This is a genomic window from Amycolatopsis sp. (assembly GCF_035546795.1).
GTDB lineage: Bacteria > Actinomycetota > Actinomycetes > Mycobacteriales > Pseudonocardiaceae > Amycolatopsis_E.
On sequence record NZ_DASZWC010000047.1, the window covers coordinates 80,773 to 93,854 of the forward strand.

Below are 13,082 nucleotides of genomic sequence, written 5' to 3' on the forward strand. Positions count from 1 at the left end.
GCGATCACCCCGAGATGTGCAACGTGTGGGAGTTGCCGTACAGCACCATCGACAACAGCAGATTGGTGAACAGCACCGCGATCAGCGACAACCGGACCGCGCGGCCCACCGCGGCGCCGACACCCGCTGGCCCACCCGAGGCGAAAAAGCCGTAGTAGCAATGGATCGACATCACGACGACGGACATGATCAGCACCATCAGGAACGAGTTGAGGATGTCCGACGGGATCAGGAAGGTCTTGAAGTAGTGCCCGTACGCGCCCGCGGACTGGCCGTAGACGCCGGTCACCACCAGTTCCGTGCTCGTGTAGGCGGCCAGCAGCGACAGCGCGTAGATCGGGATCACCGCGAGCGACCCGGCGATGATCCGGGTGGTGACCAGGAACGGCACCGAAGGCACCGCCATCACGTCCAGCGCGTCGATCTCCTCACTCACCCGCATCGCGCCGAGCTGCGCGGTGAACCCGGCGCCGATCGTGGCCACCAGCGCGATGCCGGCGATGATCGGTGCGGCGAGCCGGGTGTTGATGTAGGCCGACACGAAGCCGGAAAGCGCTTCCACCCCGATGTTGGACAGCTGGTTGAAACCCTGGATGCCCAGCTCGATCCCGGCGAAGGAGGTCAGGAACGCACAGACGACGACGGTTCCGCCGATCACCGCCAGTGCACCGGTCCCGAAACTCACCTCGGCGAGGACACGGAACACTTCCCGCTTGTGCCGCTTGAGGGTCAACGGGATCATCCCGTACGCGCGAACGTAGAACCAGCTCTGTGTGCCCGCCTCCTCCAGACCGCGCAGCGGCGCGGTGGCGACTCTGACGATGGTCATGCTCCCCCTTTGAGCTGGAGGTAGACGGTGGTGGTCAGGGTGTTGATGACGATCAAGGTCATCAGTGTGAACACGACGGTCTGGTTCACCGCGTCGCCGACGCCCTTCGGGCCACCCTTGGCGTTGAGCCCGAGGTAGCACGCGACCAGCCCGGCCGCGATGCCGAACAGCGCGGCCTTCGCCAGGCTCACCAGGAAGTCGGTGAAGTTGATCAGCAACGTCAGGTTCGCCACGAACAGGCCCGGGCTCGCGCCTTGCACCAACGAGGAAAAAGCGAACGTACCCACGAGCCCGACGACGGAGACCAGCCCGAACAGTCCTACCGAGACGATCGCGAAGGACAGGACCCGTGGCACGACAAGACGTTGCACCGGATCGACGCCGAGCACGGCCATCGCGTCGATCTCCTCGCGGATCTTGCGGGACCCCAGGTCCGCGCACACCGCCGTGGCCCCGGCGCCGGCGACCACGAGCACCGCGCAGAACGGCCCGAGCTCGCTGATCACCGCGAACCCGGCACCCGCACCGGCGAGGTCCACGGCGCCGATTTCGATCAGCAGCTGACCGATGAAGAACTGCACGACGATCGTGAACGGAATCGTCACGAAGATCACCGGAAGAATGGACACGCTCGCGATGAACACGATCTGCTGCAGGAATTCCTGAAGCTGGAAAGGGGGCCGGAACAATGCCCGCAAGGTGTCGCCGCAGAGCGAGAAGAAACCGCCTACCCGCGAAACGACGATCGCCCCAGAAGGCATCGGCGAAACCTCCGTTGGTTTCGGTGACTGCATCAGATGGAGCAAGAGTGTATTTCATCTAGATCCATAAGACCAGCTGGCCACTACCGCGGTTGCGGTGGCGCTACCAGCGGAAACACCGCCGATGAGACAACGGGATGGCCCGCGTTCCACCCTGTTCGACACGGTCGACGGAAATGTCTCAGCCGCGCGGACGCGCGCAATATCCGGACCTTACGGGAAAATGCCTTTGCTCAGCCGCCGATGCGGTCGGCGAGCGTCGCGACGGCGTCCACCAAGGCGTCGAGCCGGTCCTCGATGCGCCGCAGGCGTTCCTCGGTTCCTTCCTCAGCTGCCGGTGTCGGCGCGTGCCGGGGCCGCAGCACCGGGAAGATGTAGTCGCGCAGATGCCGGCGCAACCGGTCGGCCGTCCACGGCTCACCCATCACCAGCTCCGTGAGTTCCTTGATCAGCCACGAGACGATGTCCTCGATGGGCAGATCACCCCGCAGTTCCCCGCGGTCACGCGCGACCATGAGCACCGGGTGAATGGTGTCCAGCGCGAGCTGGGTGGCACGCGGGTCCAGCTGGGACTGCGCGGAAAGGATCAGCAGCGCCCTGATGGCGGTGTCCTTGGGCAGTGCCAGCACGAGATAGGTGAGCCCATACTCCAGTTTGGGCTCCAGGCTCGTCCGCGACTCGATCATGACGCGGAAGCGGCCGAGGTAGTCGGCCGCCCGGCGCAGCGCGACCTCGATGATGAGGTCGTCGCGATTGCTGAAGTGCCGGTAGGCCGTCGCCCGGGACATGCGTGCGGCCCGGGCGAACTGTTCCATCGACGCGTTCACGTCATGGGTCCGCAGCAGCACGTCCTCGGCGGCGCTGAGCAGCCGCTCCCGAACGGCATTGCCGTCGGTGGCCTCAATGGTCGAGTTCGCCAGCATGCGCATCTCCCAGCCGTCCCGCGACGTCGCGTCGGCCGGTGGTATCACGGCACAGCCCGGCCCGTCACCGGCTGGGCGGCGAACTCACCCGGCTGAGTGAACCGCGCCGAGCGAGTCGCGGATGCCCGCCTGTGCGGCAGGCGGCAAAGTGTGCAGGATCCGCATGACCCGCTCCTGCCTGCGCCGGACGCCCGCACGTTCCGGCAGCCCCGGCGTCGGCCGCAGCTGCGGGACCACCCCGCGCACGTCTTCGGCCGAACCGTCGTGGTGCCCGGCATCGGCGTGCGCCTGCTCCACCGCCATCTGCGCCTGGTCCTTCTCCTCCGACATCCCGATGGGGCCGAGGCGACGGCCGTTGAGGAACTGCTCGACGACCGGCTCGTCACTGGTCAGCAGCACCTCGCGCGGGCCGAACATGACGAGCTCCTTGCGGAAGAGCATGCCGATGTTGTCCGGCACCGTGCGCGCGACGTTGATGTTGTGCGTGACGATCAGGATGGTCGCGTCCAGCTGCGCGTTCAGATCGATCAGCAACTGCGAAAGGTACGCGGTGCGCACGGGGTCGAGCCCGGAATCGGGTTCGTCGCACAAAATGATCTCGGGGTCCAGCACCAGCGCGCGGGCCAGCCCGGCACGTTTCCGCATCCCACCCGAGATCTCGCCGGGCAGTTTCCGTTCCGCGCCGGCGAGGCCGGTCATCTCCAGCTTTTCCAGCACGATGCGCCGGATCTCGGATTCGGATTTCCTCGTGTGCTCGCGCAGTGGGAAGGCGACGTTGTCGTACAGGTTCATCGAGCCGAACAGTGCGCCGTCCTGGAACAGCACACCGAACAGTTTGCGTGTGCGGTACAACTCGCGCTCGCTGCAGCGCACCACGTCCACGCCGTCGATCACGCAACTGCCCCGCTCCGGCTTGAGCAGGCCGATCATCGACTTGAGGAAAACGGATTTGCCGGTGCCCGACGGGCCGAGCAGCACCGAGACCTCGCCCGGTGGCACCGTCAACGAGACGTCGCGCCAGATCGTCTGGCGGCCGAAGGACTTCGTCAAACCCTGGATGACAACCTCGGCACCCAATCGGGCCTCCACGTGATCGCCGGTCGCAACCGTCCACAATGGCAGGACGGTTCCTCTGGATTCGTTAGCTTGACAGCCCGTTGGCGTCCGGTCAAATCCCGGTTCAGCGTCCGTGGTAGGTGGGCGGCGTGCGATCGCGGTAGGCGCGCATCGCCTCGGTCTGGTCGTCGGTGAGCAGCGTGAGCACCTGCTGGCGGTTCTCGAACTCGACAGCGGCGTCGAAGGAGGGCAGCTCCAGCGCCAGCCACATGCCCTGTTTGGTCATCGCGAGCGAAAGCGGCGGCGCGGCAAGGAGATCGTCGATCGCCGCGTCCACCCTGGCGGCCAGTCCGGCCGGTGGCACGGTATCGGCGAGCAGCCCGATCCGCAGCGCTTCGGCGGCGTCGAACCGGCGCGCGGTCATCATCAGCTCGTGCGCGCGGCCTGCCCCGATCAGCCGGGGCAGCAGCCAGGACGTGCCGATGTCGCAGCCGGAGAACCCGACCTTGATGAACGACACCGCGAAGACCGCCGACGTGGCGGCCAGCCGCAGATCCGAAGCCAGTACGAGGGCGAGCCCACCGCCCGCGGCGGGCCCGTTGACGGCCGCGATCACCGGCTGCGGCAGGCGCCGGATGCGCTGCACGAGCCCGGCGATGTGCCGTTGGGTGCCCAGCCCCTGATGCACGGGCCCGGTCCCCGGCGAACCCGCCGAGACCGCCGGTTCCCCATAGCCGTCGAGGTCCAGCCCCGCGCAGAACCCGCGCCCGGCGCCGGTCAGCACGACGACCCGGCACTCCGGGTCGGCCCCGGCTCCGGCCAGTGCCTCATGCAACTGCTCGACCATGCCGGCGGTCATCGCGTTGAGCCTGTCCGGCCGCCGTAGTTCGATCCGCACCACACCGGGCCTCGGCCGTGTGACCCCGACTTCTTGCGCCACCCGATTCTCCTCACCCGCCCGGCACACCTGGCAGCCACCGAGAGATTCGACGATGAATCTATACTTTTGACCTTACGCCGGAGCAACAAGGAGACGCCGACGATGCCCCTCGATGCCGACCTGCTCACGATCCGCGAGAACAAGATCCTGCGCGTGGTCCTCAACCGTCCGGACAGCCTGAACGCCCTGACCACCGGCTTGCTGGAGCAGATAGCCGAGGCCATCGAGGCCGCCGGTGCCGATCCGGACATCCGCGTGATCGTGCTCAGCGGAGCAGGCCGCGCGTTCAGCGCGGGCGCGGATCTCGCCGTGGGCGGACGCCTGGACGAGGGACCGGACACCGCCACGATCGACGCGGCCAACCGGGTGACGCGTGCGATCCGCCAGGTGCCCAAACCGGTACTGGCCGCCGTCAACGGGCCCGCGGTCGGCGTCGGCTGCTCGTTCGCGCTCGCGGCGGACCTGACCGTGGCCCGGGAATCGGCCTACTTCCTGCTCGCCTTCGCCAACGTCGGCCTGATGCCCGACGGCGGCGCGACGGCGCTGCTGCCCGCCGCGATCGGCCGGGCGCTGGCGACCCGGATGGCGATGCTCGCCGAACGGGTGCCCGCGCGCACGGCGGCGGACTGGGGCCTGATCTCCCATGTCACCCCGGATGCGGACTTCGAGTCCGAAGTGGACGGTCTCGCCGCGAAACTGGCCGCCGGCCCGACAGCCGCGTTCGCCAGGACCAAACAGGCCTTCAACGTCACGGCACTGGCCCAGCTGGACGAGGCGCTGGCGACCGAGCGCAAGGGCCAGTCCGAGCTGTTCGAGACCGACGATTTCGCCGAAGGCGTCGCCGCCTTCCAGCAGAAACGCAAACCCGGCTTCACCGGCAGGTAGCGAGCCGATCGCCGCAGGCTCTGGCCCCGGGCAGATTGTTTAGATAATCTGCCCTTCGGTGACGAGCGGAGGCTGGAGTGGACACTGTGCGGCCAGGTCGGCGATGAGGGCGGTCCAGTGTGCGGACTACGGTCCCCCGTCGGTGCTCGAACTCCGGGAAGTGCCCGAGCCCCAGGTGAAACCGGGCAAGGTGGTCGTGGCCGTGAGCGCGGCCGCGGTGAACTTCCCGGACGTGCTCACCGTCGCCGACCGCTATCAGGTGCGCGTCCCGCTCCCGTTCATCCCGGGCAGCGAGTTCGCCGGCCGGGTGCTCAGCGTCGGCGAAGGAGTGACCGGGTTCGCTCCCGGCGACGAGGTGATGGGCTCGACGCACAGCGGCGCTTTCTGTGAGCAGGTAGCCGTTCCCGCGTCGTCGCTCAGGCCCGTGCCGCCCGGCCTCAGCCTCGCCGAGGCCGCCGCGTTCGGAGTCACCTTCAGCACCGCGTACCACGCACTGACGACGATCGGCGAGATGTCGCCTGGTGACTGGGTCGTCGTACTCGGCGCGGCCGGTGGCGTCGGTACCGCGGCCGTGGACCTCGCCGCCCGGCTCGGCGGGCGCGTCATCGCCGCGGCGAGCACCCCGGAACGGGTCGCCATCGGCCGGGAACTGGGCGCGCAGGCGGGAATCGCCTACGACCGCGAAGACCTCAAGGCACGGATCCGGGAGATCACCGGTGGAGCCGGCGCCGACGTCGTGGTCGATCCGGTCGGCGGGCCCTACAGCGAACAGGCGTTGCGCTCGGTCCGCTGGGGCGGGCGATTCGTCTGTGTCGGCTTCGCGGCCGGGGAGATCCCGCGCATCCCGCTCAATCTGGTGCTCCTCAAAGGCGTGCAGGTGCGGGGTTTCGAGATCCGTACCCTCGCCGACCACCGGCCGGACGAGGTCGCACGTTCCTGGCCGGAGCTGGCGAAACTGACCGCGGCCGGGCTGCGCCCCCGGATCTCCGAAGTCCTTCCGCTGGCCGAGGTCGTCACGGCGCTCGAACGCGTGGCGGCACGGCAGGCGCACGGAAAGATCGTCCTGGAAGTCGGCTGAGCGTTACGCCGCCAGCCGCCGCAGCAAGGACGCGAACGCGGTGTCCCGCGGATTGTGGCCCACGTACGCCGGTACCCCGATGATCTCGCCCGTGTACCGGATTTCCCGCGGTTCGTCGTCGACGAGGACGGCGGGCCGGTGCGCGGCAGGCAGCTCCGGCAGCAGCCACCGGCCGTGCTCGTCCCGGCGGGTTTTGCTGTAGGTGGCGGTGACGAGCCCGGCGATGCCCAGGACACGCGTGCGGCGCACCGCGTAGTCCGCACCGCCCGCGCTCCACAGCAATACGGGCACGCCGCGGGCGCGCAGAGCGAAGAACAGCTCCTTCGCGAGCGGCCTCAGCGAACTGCCGGTGACCAGGTCCAGCACGGTGCCGTCCACGTCGAACAGCCAGGCGACACCGGATCCAGACATAGAGTTGACTGTATTTGGGTGCATCTGCGCCGGTCAAGGTCCAGTTGCGCGATACCTGTTGCCCGGTCGGCGTTCTTGCTACGGTGATCAGTGTCCTGAATCGCGGAACGCGGTGAACCGGAAGGACACACGGCATGACTGTCACTGAAGACGCCTCGCCGGTGAACGCGCGGATCCTGACGGGCCTGCGGGTGCTCGATCTCTCGTGCGGACTCGCCGGGCCGGTCGCCGCCCAGCTCCTCGCCGAAGCCGGCGCCGACGTGATCAAGGTCGAGCCACCGGAGGGAGAACTGACCCGCCGCAGGCACCCGTCGGCGTTCCGCACCTGGAACCGCGGAAAACGCAGTGTGGTCCTCGATCCGGACGCGCCCGCACTGCGGTCATTGCTGGCCTCGGCCGACGTTCTGGTGCACAGCCTCCGGCCCGCGACGGCCCGGCGGCACGAGCTCGACGACGAAACGCTCGCCGCACGGTTCCCGCGGCTGGTGGTGTGCGGCATCGGTGGCTGGCCACCGGGGCATCGCGACGCCGGCCGCGCCGGGTACGACCTGCTCGTCCAGGCCCGCGAGGGTCTGCTGGACATGCAGTCCGGCTGGCGCCCCGGCCCGTACGCGTGGCGGTTCCCCGCGCCGAGCTGGGGCGCGGCTTTCCTTGCCACGGCGGGGATCCTGGCCCGGCTTATCCACCGCGAGTCCACCGGTCGCGGCGGGGCGGCGCACACGAGTCTCGCCCAGGGCGTGCACCTGGTCCAGAACATCGCCTGGAACCGCGCGGAACGCCCGTCGCCGAGCCTGGCCGAGGGGCAGCCCGGCACGCTGACGAGCACCCAGACCGCGATGTACGAATGCGGCGACGGCCGCTGGCTGCAGATCATGAACCCGGCCGACCGGGTGGACCTGTCCGTGCTGCCGCTGATGCGCTCGGCGCTGGCCGCGGCCGGCCGGGCGGAGAAGGAGTTCACCGCCGAGAACATGCGGGCCGCGATGCGGCAGGCACCGGCGGCGGCGTGGCTGGCGGCGATCCGGGCCGTCGACGTGGCGGTCGAACTGATCACCCCGCTCGGGTCGCTGCTCGCCGACGAGGACGTCGCGGCCAACGGGTATGTGGTCGAGGTCCACGACCCCGAGCACGGCCGCATCCGGCAGGCGGCCGCGCCCTTCCGCACACAGCCACCGAGCGCGGTCGCCGTGCCCGCGCCGTCGCTGGGCGCGCACACCGCCGACCTACTCGGGGAAACCGTTGTGGCGCCGACAGTTTCCCCGTCCGCAGCAGGTCCCTCGCGGCCGCTGGAGGGCATCCGCGTGGTCGACTTCGGGGCGTACCTCGCGGGCCCGCTCGCGCCCATGCTGCTCGCCGACCTCGGTGCCGAGGTGATCAAGGTCGAGCCCGTCCGTGGCGATCCGGTGCGCGGCTGGCGTGACGGGTTCTATGCCGCGTGCAACCGCGGCAAGCGCGGTCTCGCGCTGGACCTGCACAGCCCCGAAGGCGCCCGCGTGCGGGACCGCCTGCTGGCCTGGGCCGACGTGGTGCACCACAACATCCGCGCCGTCGCCGCGCCCCGGCTCGGGCTCGACGAAGCGTCGGTGCGGGCCGTCAACCCGCGGGTCGTGTTCAGCCATTGCAGCGCGTACGGCTCGCGCGGCGAACGGGCGAACTGGCCGGGCTACGACTCGGTTTTCCAGGCGATGGCCGGATGGAACATCGAGAACGCCGGCGAGGGCAACCCGCCGTTGTTCAACCATCTCGGCACGCTGGACATCCTCACCGCCGCCAGCTCCGCGGTGGCCACGCTGCTGGCGCTGTACCACCGCAGGCGCACGGGTGCGGCGGGCGCCACCGCCTGCTCGCTGCTCAACACGGCGACTTTCACCTCCAGCGAGACCTTTCTCGACGAGTCCGGCGCCGTCGCACCCTATCCGCGGCTCGACAGCGCACAGTCCGGCCTCGGACCGGACTACTGCATCCGCCCGGCCGCCGACGGCTGGGTCGCACTGGTCGCGCCCGACGAGGAACGGCTGTCGGTGGTCCGAGCGACCGACTTCGCCGGCCTGACCGCCTCGGAGGCGGCCGCGCGGCTCACCGCGGCCGGGGTGCCCGCCGAGGAGGTCCGCGAGTTCCGCTGGTTCTCGGTCTGGGACGACGAGGAGAACCTGCGGACCCGGCAGGTCGTGTCGTACCCGCACTGCGAGTGGGGCGAGCTACGGCAGTTCGGCGCCTACTGGGATTTCGGCGAGCTGTCCTTGAAACTGGACCGCGCGTGCCCCGGCGTCGGCGAGCACACCACGGAGATCCTGACCGAGCTCGGCTTCTCGCCCGGCGACGTGGCGGCGCTGGCCCGCTCCGGTGCCGTCGCGGGCCCGGAGCTTCCGGTCACGGGGTCCGCCTAGGGGATCCGGGGACGGCAGCACGGCACACGGCGACTATCGTGGCCGGCTCCACAAAGGAGCGTTGCCGAGGTCGCGGTCTCGGCGCCGGCGGACGCTGAGCGGAATGGGGGGCTGTGCCATGGGTCCGAGGGTGCGGGCCGGAGATCGGTGCCCGTGGTGCCGGCGAGGCGAGGTGCGCCTGACCGCGGGCCGGCACGGGAATTTCCTCGGTTGTTCGAATTGGCTTCCGAAAGGCTTCGGGTGCAACGCCGCCTGGCTGCCGGATGGTTCCCGGCTACCGCCTCGACTTCCCCGGAGCACCCGCCCGGCGCCGAGGTTCGCAGGGAGCCGGCCGTCGCCGGGGTACAACTGGCGTGTGATCGGGATCCTGGTCGGACTGGCGCTGATCGCCGTGTTCCTCGTCGGCGTCCTCGCCGTCATCGTCGAGCTGGTGTCCTGAGCGCGTGCCTTCCCGGAGTCACGCTTTCCCTTCCGTGGCAACGGCGCGTAGCCGCGCCCGCAGTTCGGCCTTGCGGACCTTGCCCAGCGCGGTGCGCGGAAGGTCGCCGACCAGTTCGAGCCGTTCCGGTGTCTTCTGCCGTGCGATGCCGGCGGCGCGGAAATGCTCGCGCACCGCCGCCAGGTCGAGGGTTCGGCCCGGCCGCAGGATGACGTAGGCGCACACCCGGTCGCCGTACCGCGGATCCGGCGCGGCGACCACCGCGGTGTCGGCCACCGCGGGATGCGCCAGCAGGACGTCCTCCACCTCGCGCGAAGAGATGGTCTCCCCGCCGCGGATGATCACGTCCTTGCTGCGGTCGGTGATGGTGAGGTAGCCGTTTTCGTCGAGGCGGCCGATGTCGCCGGTGCGCAGCCAGCCGCCGGGCGCGAACGTGACCGCGTCTAGTCCGGGGTTGCGGTAGCCGGCGAACAGTTCCGGTCCGCGGGCGAGCACCTCGCCGTCGACCCCGGCCGGCAGGTCTTCGTCATCGGGCCCGACGATGCGGATTTCCGTGCCAGGGGCGGCTTTTCCGTCGGTGTGCTGGCGCGGCCACAGTGGGTCCCGGATGGTGCCGGAGGAGATCGTCGGCTGTTCGGTCGAACCGTAGCAGCGGTAGGTGACGACGCCGGCGGCCTCCGCGCGGGCGACGAGTTCCCCGGGCACGGTCGCCGCCCCGACCATGAACTCCCGCAGCGTCGCCAGCGACGCCCCGGTTTCCGCGGCGGCGTCGAGCAGAGTCGCGAGGTGGTAGGGCGAACCGGAGGTGATCGTGACCCGGTGCTCCTCGATCATCGCCGCCGCCAGCTTCGCGTCCCAAGCGTCGAGCAGCACCGCGGGGGTGCCGAGGATCAGCGACCGCATCACGTTCAGCAGGCCGGCGATGTGCCCCGCCGGGAAACAGCCGAGTTTCACCTCGTCCTCGCCGGGCCCGATCAGCCGGGGCTGGGTGCGGATCTCGGACAGGATCGTCTCGTGGGTGTGCTGCACGCCTTTGGGGTCGGCCGTGGTTCCGGACGTGTAGATCAGCAGGCACACGTCGTCGGGGTCCTGCCGCGCCGGCTGGCAGGCGTCGGCGGATTCTTCCAGTGAGCGCCAGGAAATCGCCGGCTCGGGCGCTTGCTCCCCCACCACGATCACACGCTCGAGCGCCGGCGCCTCCAGCAGGCCGGGCAGCCGCGCCAGGTAGTCCGTGCTCCGCCAGCGGTCGGGCATGATCATCAGCTTGGCGCCCGACTCGCGCAGGATGAAGCCGACCTCGCGGGGCCCGTAGATGTGCACGACCGGCACGAGGACCGCTCCGGCGAGCAGCACCGCCTCGGTCGCCACGACCCCTTCGACCCAGTTGGGCACCTGGACCGCGACCACGTCCCCCGGCCGGACCCCCAGCCGCTGCAGGGCGCCGGCCGCCCGGACCGCCCGCCGGTGCAGCTCGCCGACCGTCACCGTCGCGGCCGAACCCGTGAACGTGACCGGCACCGAGCCGAACAGTTCCGCGCCGCGAATGAGCTCTTCGGCGAAGGTCCGGCGGGCGTAGAAGCCCTGTTCGAGGTAGGACCGCACCAGCCGGGCGCGATCGGTCTCCTGCTCGACGGTCATCGCGTGCGCCCTTCGGTCGGTGAATCCGTACGGTGCCGGGAAATCACGTCGGCGCCATACCGGGCCAGCGCTCCCGTCGCGGCTTCGAGGCTCGTGGCAGGCGGGCGCACGACGAACCACGTGACGCCCGCTTCGGCCAGTTCCCCGAGATGCTCGTGATGACCGGCGGCGGCGCCGTGCGCGGACAGATCGCTCTGCGCGGACTGGACCTGCACGTCGATCCCGGCCGGGTCGCGCCCCTCGGCTTCGGCGAGCCCGGCCAGGTCCCTGACCGCCGCCGCCAGTTCGGCGACCGTCGCCAGCGGCGTGGTGCGAGTGGTGGCGGCGAGCTCTTCGCCGATCAGCAGCGGCGCCCAGCCCTGCCCGGCGCGGGCCACCCGGCGGCGGGCCGCGCGGCCGTTGCCGCCGATCCAGACCGGCGGGCAAGGCTGTTGCACCGGCGCCGGCGTGCTGACCTGTCCGTGCGCGGTGAACCCCCGGCCGGCAAAGGAGAACTCCTCGGTGGCCCAGACGCTTCGCAACACGTCCAGCGCTTCGTCGAACAGTGCGCCACGCTCGGCGAACCCGGCTCCCACCGCGGCGAACTCCGACCGCAGGTAGCCGCCACCGGCGCCGAGGATGAGCCGCCCACCGGAGAGCAGGTCCACCGTGGCGACGGTCTTGGCCAGCGCCAGCGGGCGGTAGTACGGGAGCACGAGCAGGTAGCTCAGCAGCCGGATCCGATCGGTGGCCGCGGCGCAGAAAGCCAGCGCGGCCAGTGGGTCGAGCGTCGCGTGGCCGCCCGCCCGGTACCACTTGGCCGAGGGCGCGGGATGTTCGGTGAAGGCGATCGCGTCGAACCCGGCCGCTTCCGCGGCTCTGGCGAACTCGCTCAGCCCGTCCGGGCCGTACAGCGCCGGTGCGCAACCGGGCTGACCGACCGGGTGCTCGACTGTGAACCGCATGGGACTCCTTCGCCGGTGAAGGGCAGAGCACCAACGGTAGTTAATCTAGATGAACTCGATCAACTGTTGGCCACGAATTCCACCCGGATACCGGTGCGGCGCTTCATTGCTTGTTTAGATTCTTCAGTTGAAATAGACTCACGCGGTCAACTCGCACGAAGGAGTGCCGATGCCCGAGGCCGTGAGCGTGAGCACGTGCCGGAGCGCTGTCGGCACCGCCGCCGGCACGCGGCTGCTCATCACCCTGGTGCACGAACTACGCCGCCGCAGCGCCGCCCTGGCGGGCGCCGCCGTCGTCGAGGTGCCCGGTTCCTGATTCGCGACGGGAAGGATCGCCATGGAAACTCCCACCCTGCGGGCGCCGGCGCGGCCGGACATTTCGCTTTCGCGGCGGGACCGTTATCCGGTCTGGCACGAGGTTTCCACCCGCTACGGCGACCTGGACCCCCTCGGGCACGTGAACAACGTCGCGATCGGCCGTCTCTACGAGGAGGCGCGGGTGCTGTTCGAGCAGGCGCTGCGGCAGCGCCGCGCGTTCCGGCCGGTGCGTGCCATGCTGGTCCAGCTCAACGTGCACTACCTCGGTGAGACCAGGTATCCCGGCCCGGTCCGGATCGGCAGCGGGATCAAGCGGCTCGGCCGGGCTTCCTACACCGTCGCACAGGCCATGTACCAGGACGGTCAGTGCGTCGGAGTGAGCGACGCGACCGTCGCCCACGTCCCGGCAGACGGCCCCGGCCCGCTCCCCGACGACTTCCGGTCGGCGCTGGAGACGGCGCTCCTGCGCTGAC

General features: G+C 70.0%; 13 protein-coding genes. 5 read left to right on the plus strand and 8 right to left on the minus strand.

The window, feature by feature from the left end:
- Window positions 1-4: 4 nt before the first annotated feature.
- The 5 genes from VHD82_RS25790 to VHD82_RS25810 all read right to left on the minus strand — a co-directional run bounded on the left by VHD82_RS25790 (window position 5) and on the right by VHD82_RS25810 (window position 4,509).
- The gene (locus VHD82_RS25790; protein ID WP_325709154.1) at window positions 5-829 is read right to left on the minus strand and encodes an ABC transporter permease; all 825 of its coding nucleotides are present in this window, start codon (window positions 827-829) and stop codon (window positions 5-7) included.
- Window positions 826-1,590, minus strand: coding sequence for an ABC transporter permease (locus VHD82_RS25795; RefSeq protein WP_325709157.1), 765 nt, complete (start codon window positions 1,588-1,590; stop codon window positions 826-828). The genes VHD82_RS25790 and VHD82_RS25795 overlap by 4 nt, the downstream gene beginning before the upstream one ends.
- A gap of 233 nt (window positions 1,591-1,823) precedes the next feature.
- Entirely contained in the window at window positions 1,824-2,513 is a 690-nt protein-coding gene (locus VHD82_RS25800) for a TetR/AcrR family transcriptional regulator (RefSeq protein WP_325709159.1), read from the minus strand.
- 84 nt (window positions 2,514-2,597) lie between these two features.
- Window positions 2,598-3,590 carry an ABC transporter ATP-binding protein gene (locus tag VHD82_RS25805; RefSeq protein WP_325709162.1) on the minus strand — a complete coding sequence of 331 codons (993 nt, stop codon included), beginning with the start codon at window positions 3,588-3,590 and terminating at the stop codon, window positions 2,598-2,600.
- 103 nt (window positions 3,591-3,693) lie between these two features.
- Complete coding sequence (locus tag VHD82_RS25810) at window positions 3,694-4,509, minus strand: enoyl-CoA hydratase/isomerase family protein (RefSeq protein ID WP_325709165.1); 816 nt, start codon at window positions 4,507-4,509, stop codon at window positions 3,694-3,696.
- A 102-nt stretch (window positions 4,510-4,611) separates the two neighbouring features.
- Between VHD82_RS25810 and VHD82_RS25815 the strand changes: the two genes are divergently transcribed.
- Together VHD82_RS25815 and VHD82_RS25820 are read left to right on the plus strand one after the other, a co-directional pair.
- Window positions 4,612-5,394: an enoyl-CoA hydratase gene (locus VHD82_RS25815; RefSeq protein ID WP_325709168.1), complete on the plus strand. Its 783-nt coding sequence runs from the start codon at window positions 4,612-4,614 to the stop codon at window positions 5,392-5,394.
- A gap of 142 nt (window positions 5,395-5,536) precedes the next feature.
- Window positions 5,537-6,472 (plus strand): NADPH:quinone oxidoreductase family protein, encoded by a 936-nt coding sequence (locus VHD82_RS25820; RefSeq protein WP_325709171.1) that lies wholly within the window; start codon window positions 5,537-5,539, stop codon window positions 6,470-6,472.
- Between the two features lie 3 nt (window positions 6,473-6,475).
- Here the strand turns inward: VHD82_RS25820 and VHD82_RS25825 are convergent, their stop codons facing one another.
- The gene (locus VHD82_RS25825; RefSeq protein ID WP_325709174.1) at window positions 6,476-6,883 is read right to left on the minus strand and encodes an HAD family hydrolase; all 408 of its coding nucleotides are present in this window, start codon (window positions 6,881-6,883) and stop codon (window positions 6,476-6,478) included.
- Between the two features lie 134 nt (window positions 6,884-7,017).
- Between VHD82_RS25825 and VHD82_RS25830 the strand changes: the two genes are divergently transcribed.
- On the plus strand, window positions 7,018-9,270 hold the full coding sequence (locus VHD82_RS25830) for a CoA transferase (protein ID WP_325709177.1): 2,253 nt from the start codon (window positions 7,018-7,020) through the stop codon (window positions 9,268-9,270).
- 457 nt (window positions 9,271-9,727) lie between these two features.
- Here VHD82_RS25830 and VHD82_RS25835 read toward each other — a convergent pair whose 3' ends face one another.
- Both VHD82_RS25835 and VHD82_RS25840 read right to left on the minus strand, forming a co-directional pair.
- Entirely contained in the window at window positions 9,728-11,347 is a 1,620-nt protein-coding gene (locus tag VHD82_RS25835) for an AMP-binding protein (protein WP_325709180.1), read from the minus strand.
- On the minus strand, window positions 11,344-12,291 hold the full coding sequence (locus VHD82_RS25840; protein ID WP_325709183.1) for a TIGR03619 family F420-dependent LLM class oxidoreductase: 948 nt from the start codon (window positions 12,289-12,291) through the stop codon (window positions 11,344-11,346). Before VHD82_RS25840 ends, VHD82_RS25835 begins: the two co-directional genes overlap by 4 nt.
- A 169-nt stretch (window positions 12,292-12,460) precedes the next feature.
- On the opposite strand from VHD82_RS25840, the gene VHD82_RS25845 reads away from it, so the two are divergent.
- Both VHD82_RS25845 and VHD82_RS25850 read left to right on the plus strand, forming a co-directional pair.
- Complete coding sequence (locus VHD82_RS25845; protein ID WP_325709186.1) at window positions 12,461-12,607, plus strand: hypothetical protein; 147 nt, start codon at window positions 12,461-12,463, stop codon at window positions 12,605-12,607.
- A 21-nt stretch (window positions 12,608-12,628) separates the two neighbouring features.
- On the plus strand, window positions 12,629-13,081 hold the full coding sequence (locus VHD82_RS25850) for an acyl-CoA thioesterase (RefSeq protein WP_325709189.1): 453 nt from the start codon (window positions 12,629-12,631) through the stop codon (window positions 13,079-13,081).
- Window position 13,082 lies beyond the last annotated feature (1 nt).

Coding starts and splice junctions, on each gene's coding strand:
- VHD82_RS25790 (WP_325709154.1), bottom strand. CDS start 829: ATGACCATCGTCAGAGTCGCCACCGCGCCGCTGCGCGGTCTGGAGGAG.
- VHD82_RS25795 (WP_325709157.1), bottom strand. CDS start 1,590: ATGCCTTCTGGGGCGATCGTCGTTTCGCGGGTAGGCGGTTTCTTCTCG.
- VHD82_RS25800 (WP_325709159.1), bottom strand. CDS start 2,513: ATGCTGGCGAACTCGACCATTGAGGCCACCGACGGCAATGCCGTTCGG.
- VHD82_RS25815 (WP_325709168.1), top strand. CDS start 4,612: ATGCCCCTCGATGCCGACCTGCTCACGATCCGCGAGAACAAGATCCTG.
- VHD82_RS25825 (WP_325709174.1), bottom strand. CDS start 6,883: ATGTCTGGATCCGGTGTCGCCTGGCTGTTCGACGTGGACGGCACCGTG.
- VHD82_RS25830 (WP_325709177.1), top strand. CDS start 7,018: ATGACTGTCACTGAAGACGCCTCGCCGGTGAACGCGCGGATCCTGACG.
- VHD82_RS25835 (WP_325709180.1), bottom strand. CDS start 11,347: ATGACCGTCGAGCAGGAGACCGATCGCGCCCGGCTGGTGCGGTCCTAC.
- VHD82_RS25840 (WP_325709183.1), bottom strand. CDS start 12,291: ATGCGGTTCACAGTCGAGCACCCGGTCGGTCAGCCCGGTTGCGCACCG.
- VHD82_RS25845 (WP_325709186.1), top strand. CDS start 12,461: ATGCCCGAGGCCGTGAGCGTGAGCACGTGCCGGAGCGCTGTCGGCACC.
- VHD82_RS25850 (WP_325709189.1), top strand. CDS start 12,629: ATGGAAACTCCCACCCTGCGGGCGCCGGCGCGGCCGGACATTTCGCTT.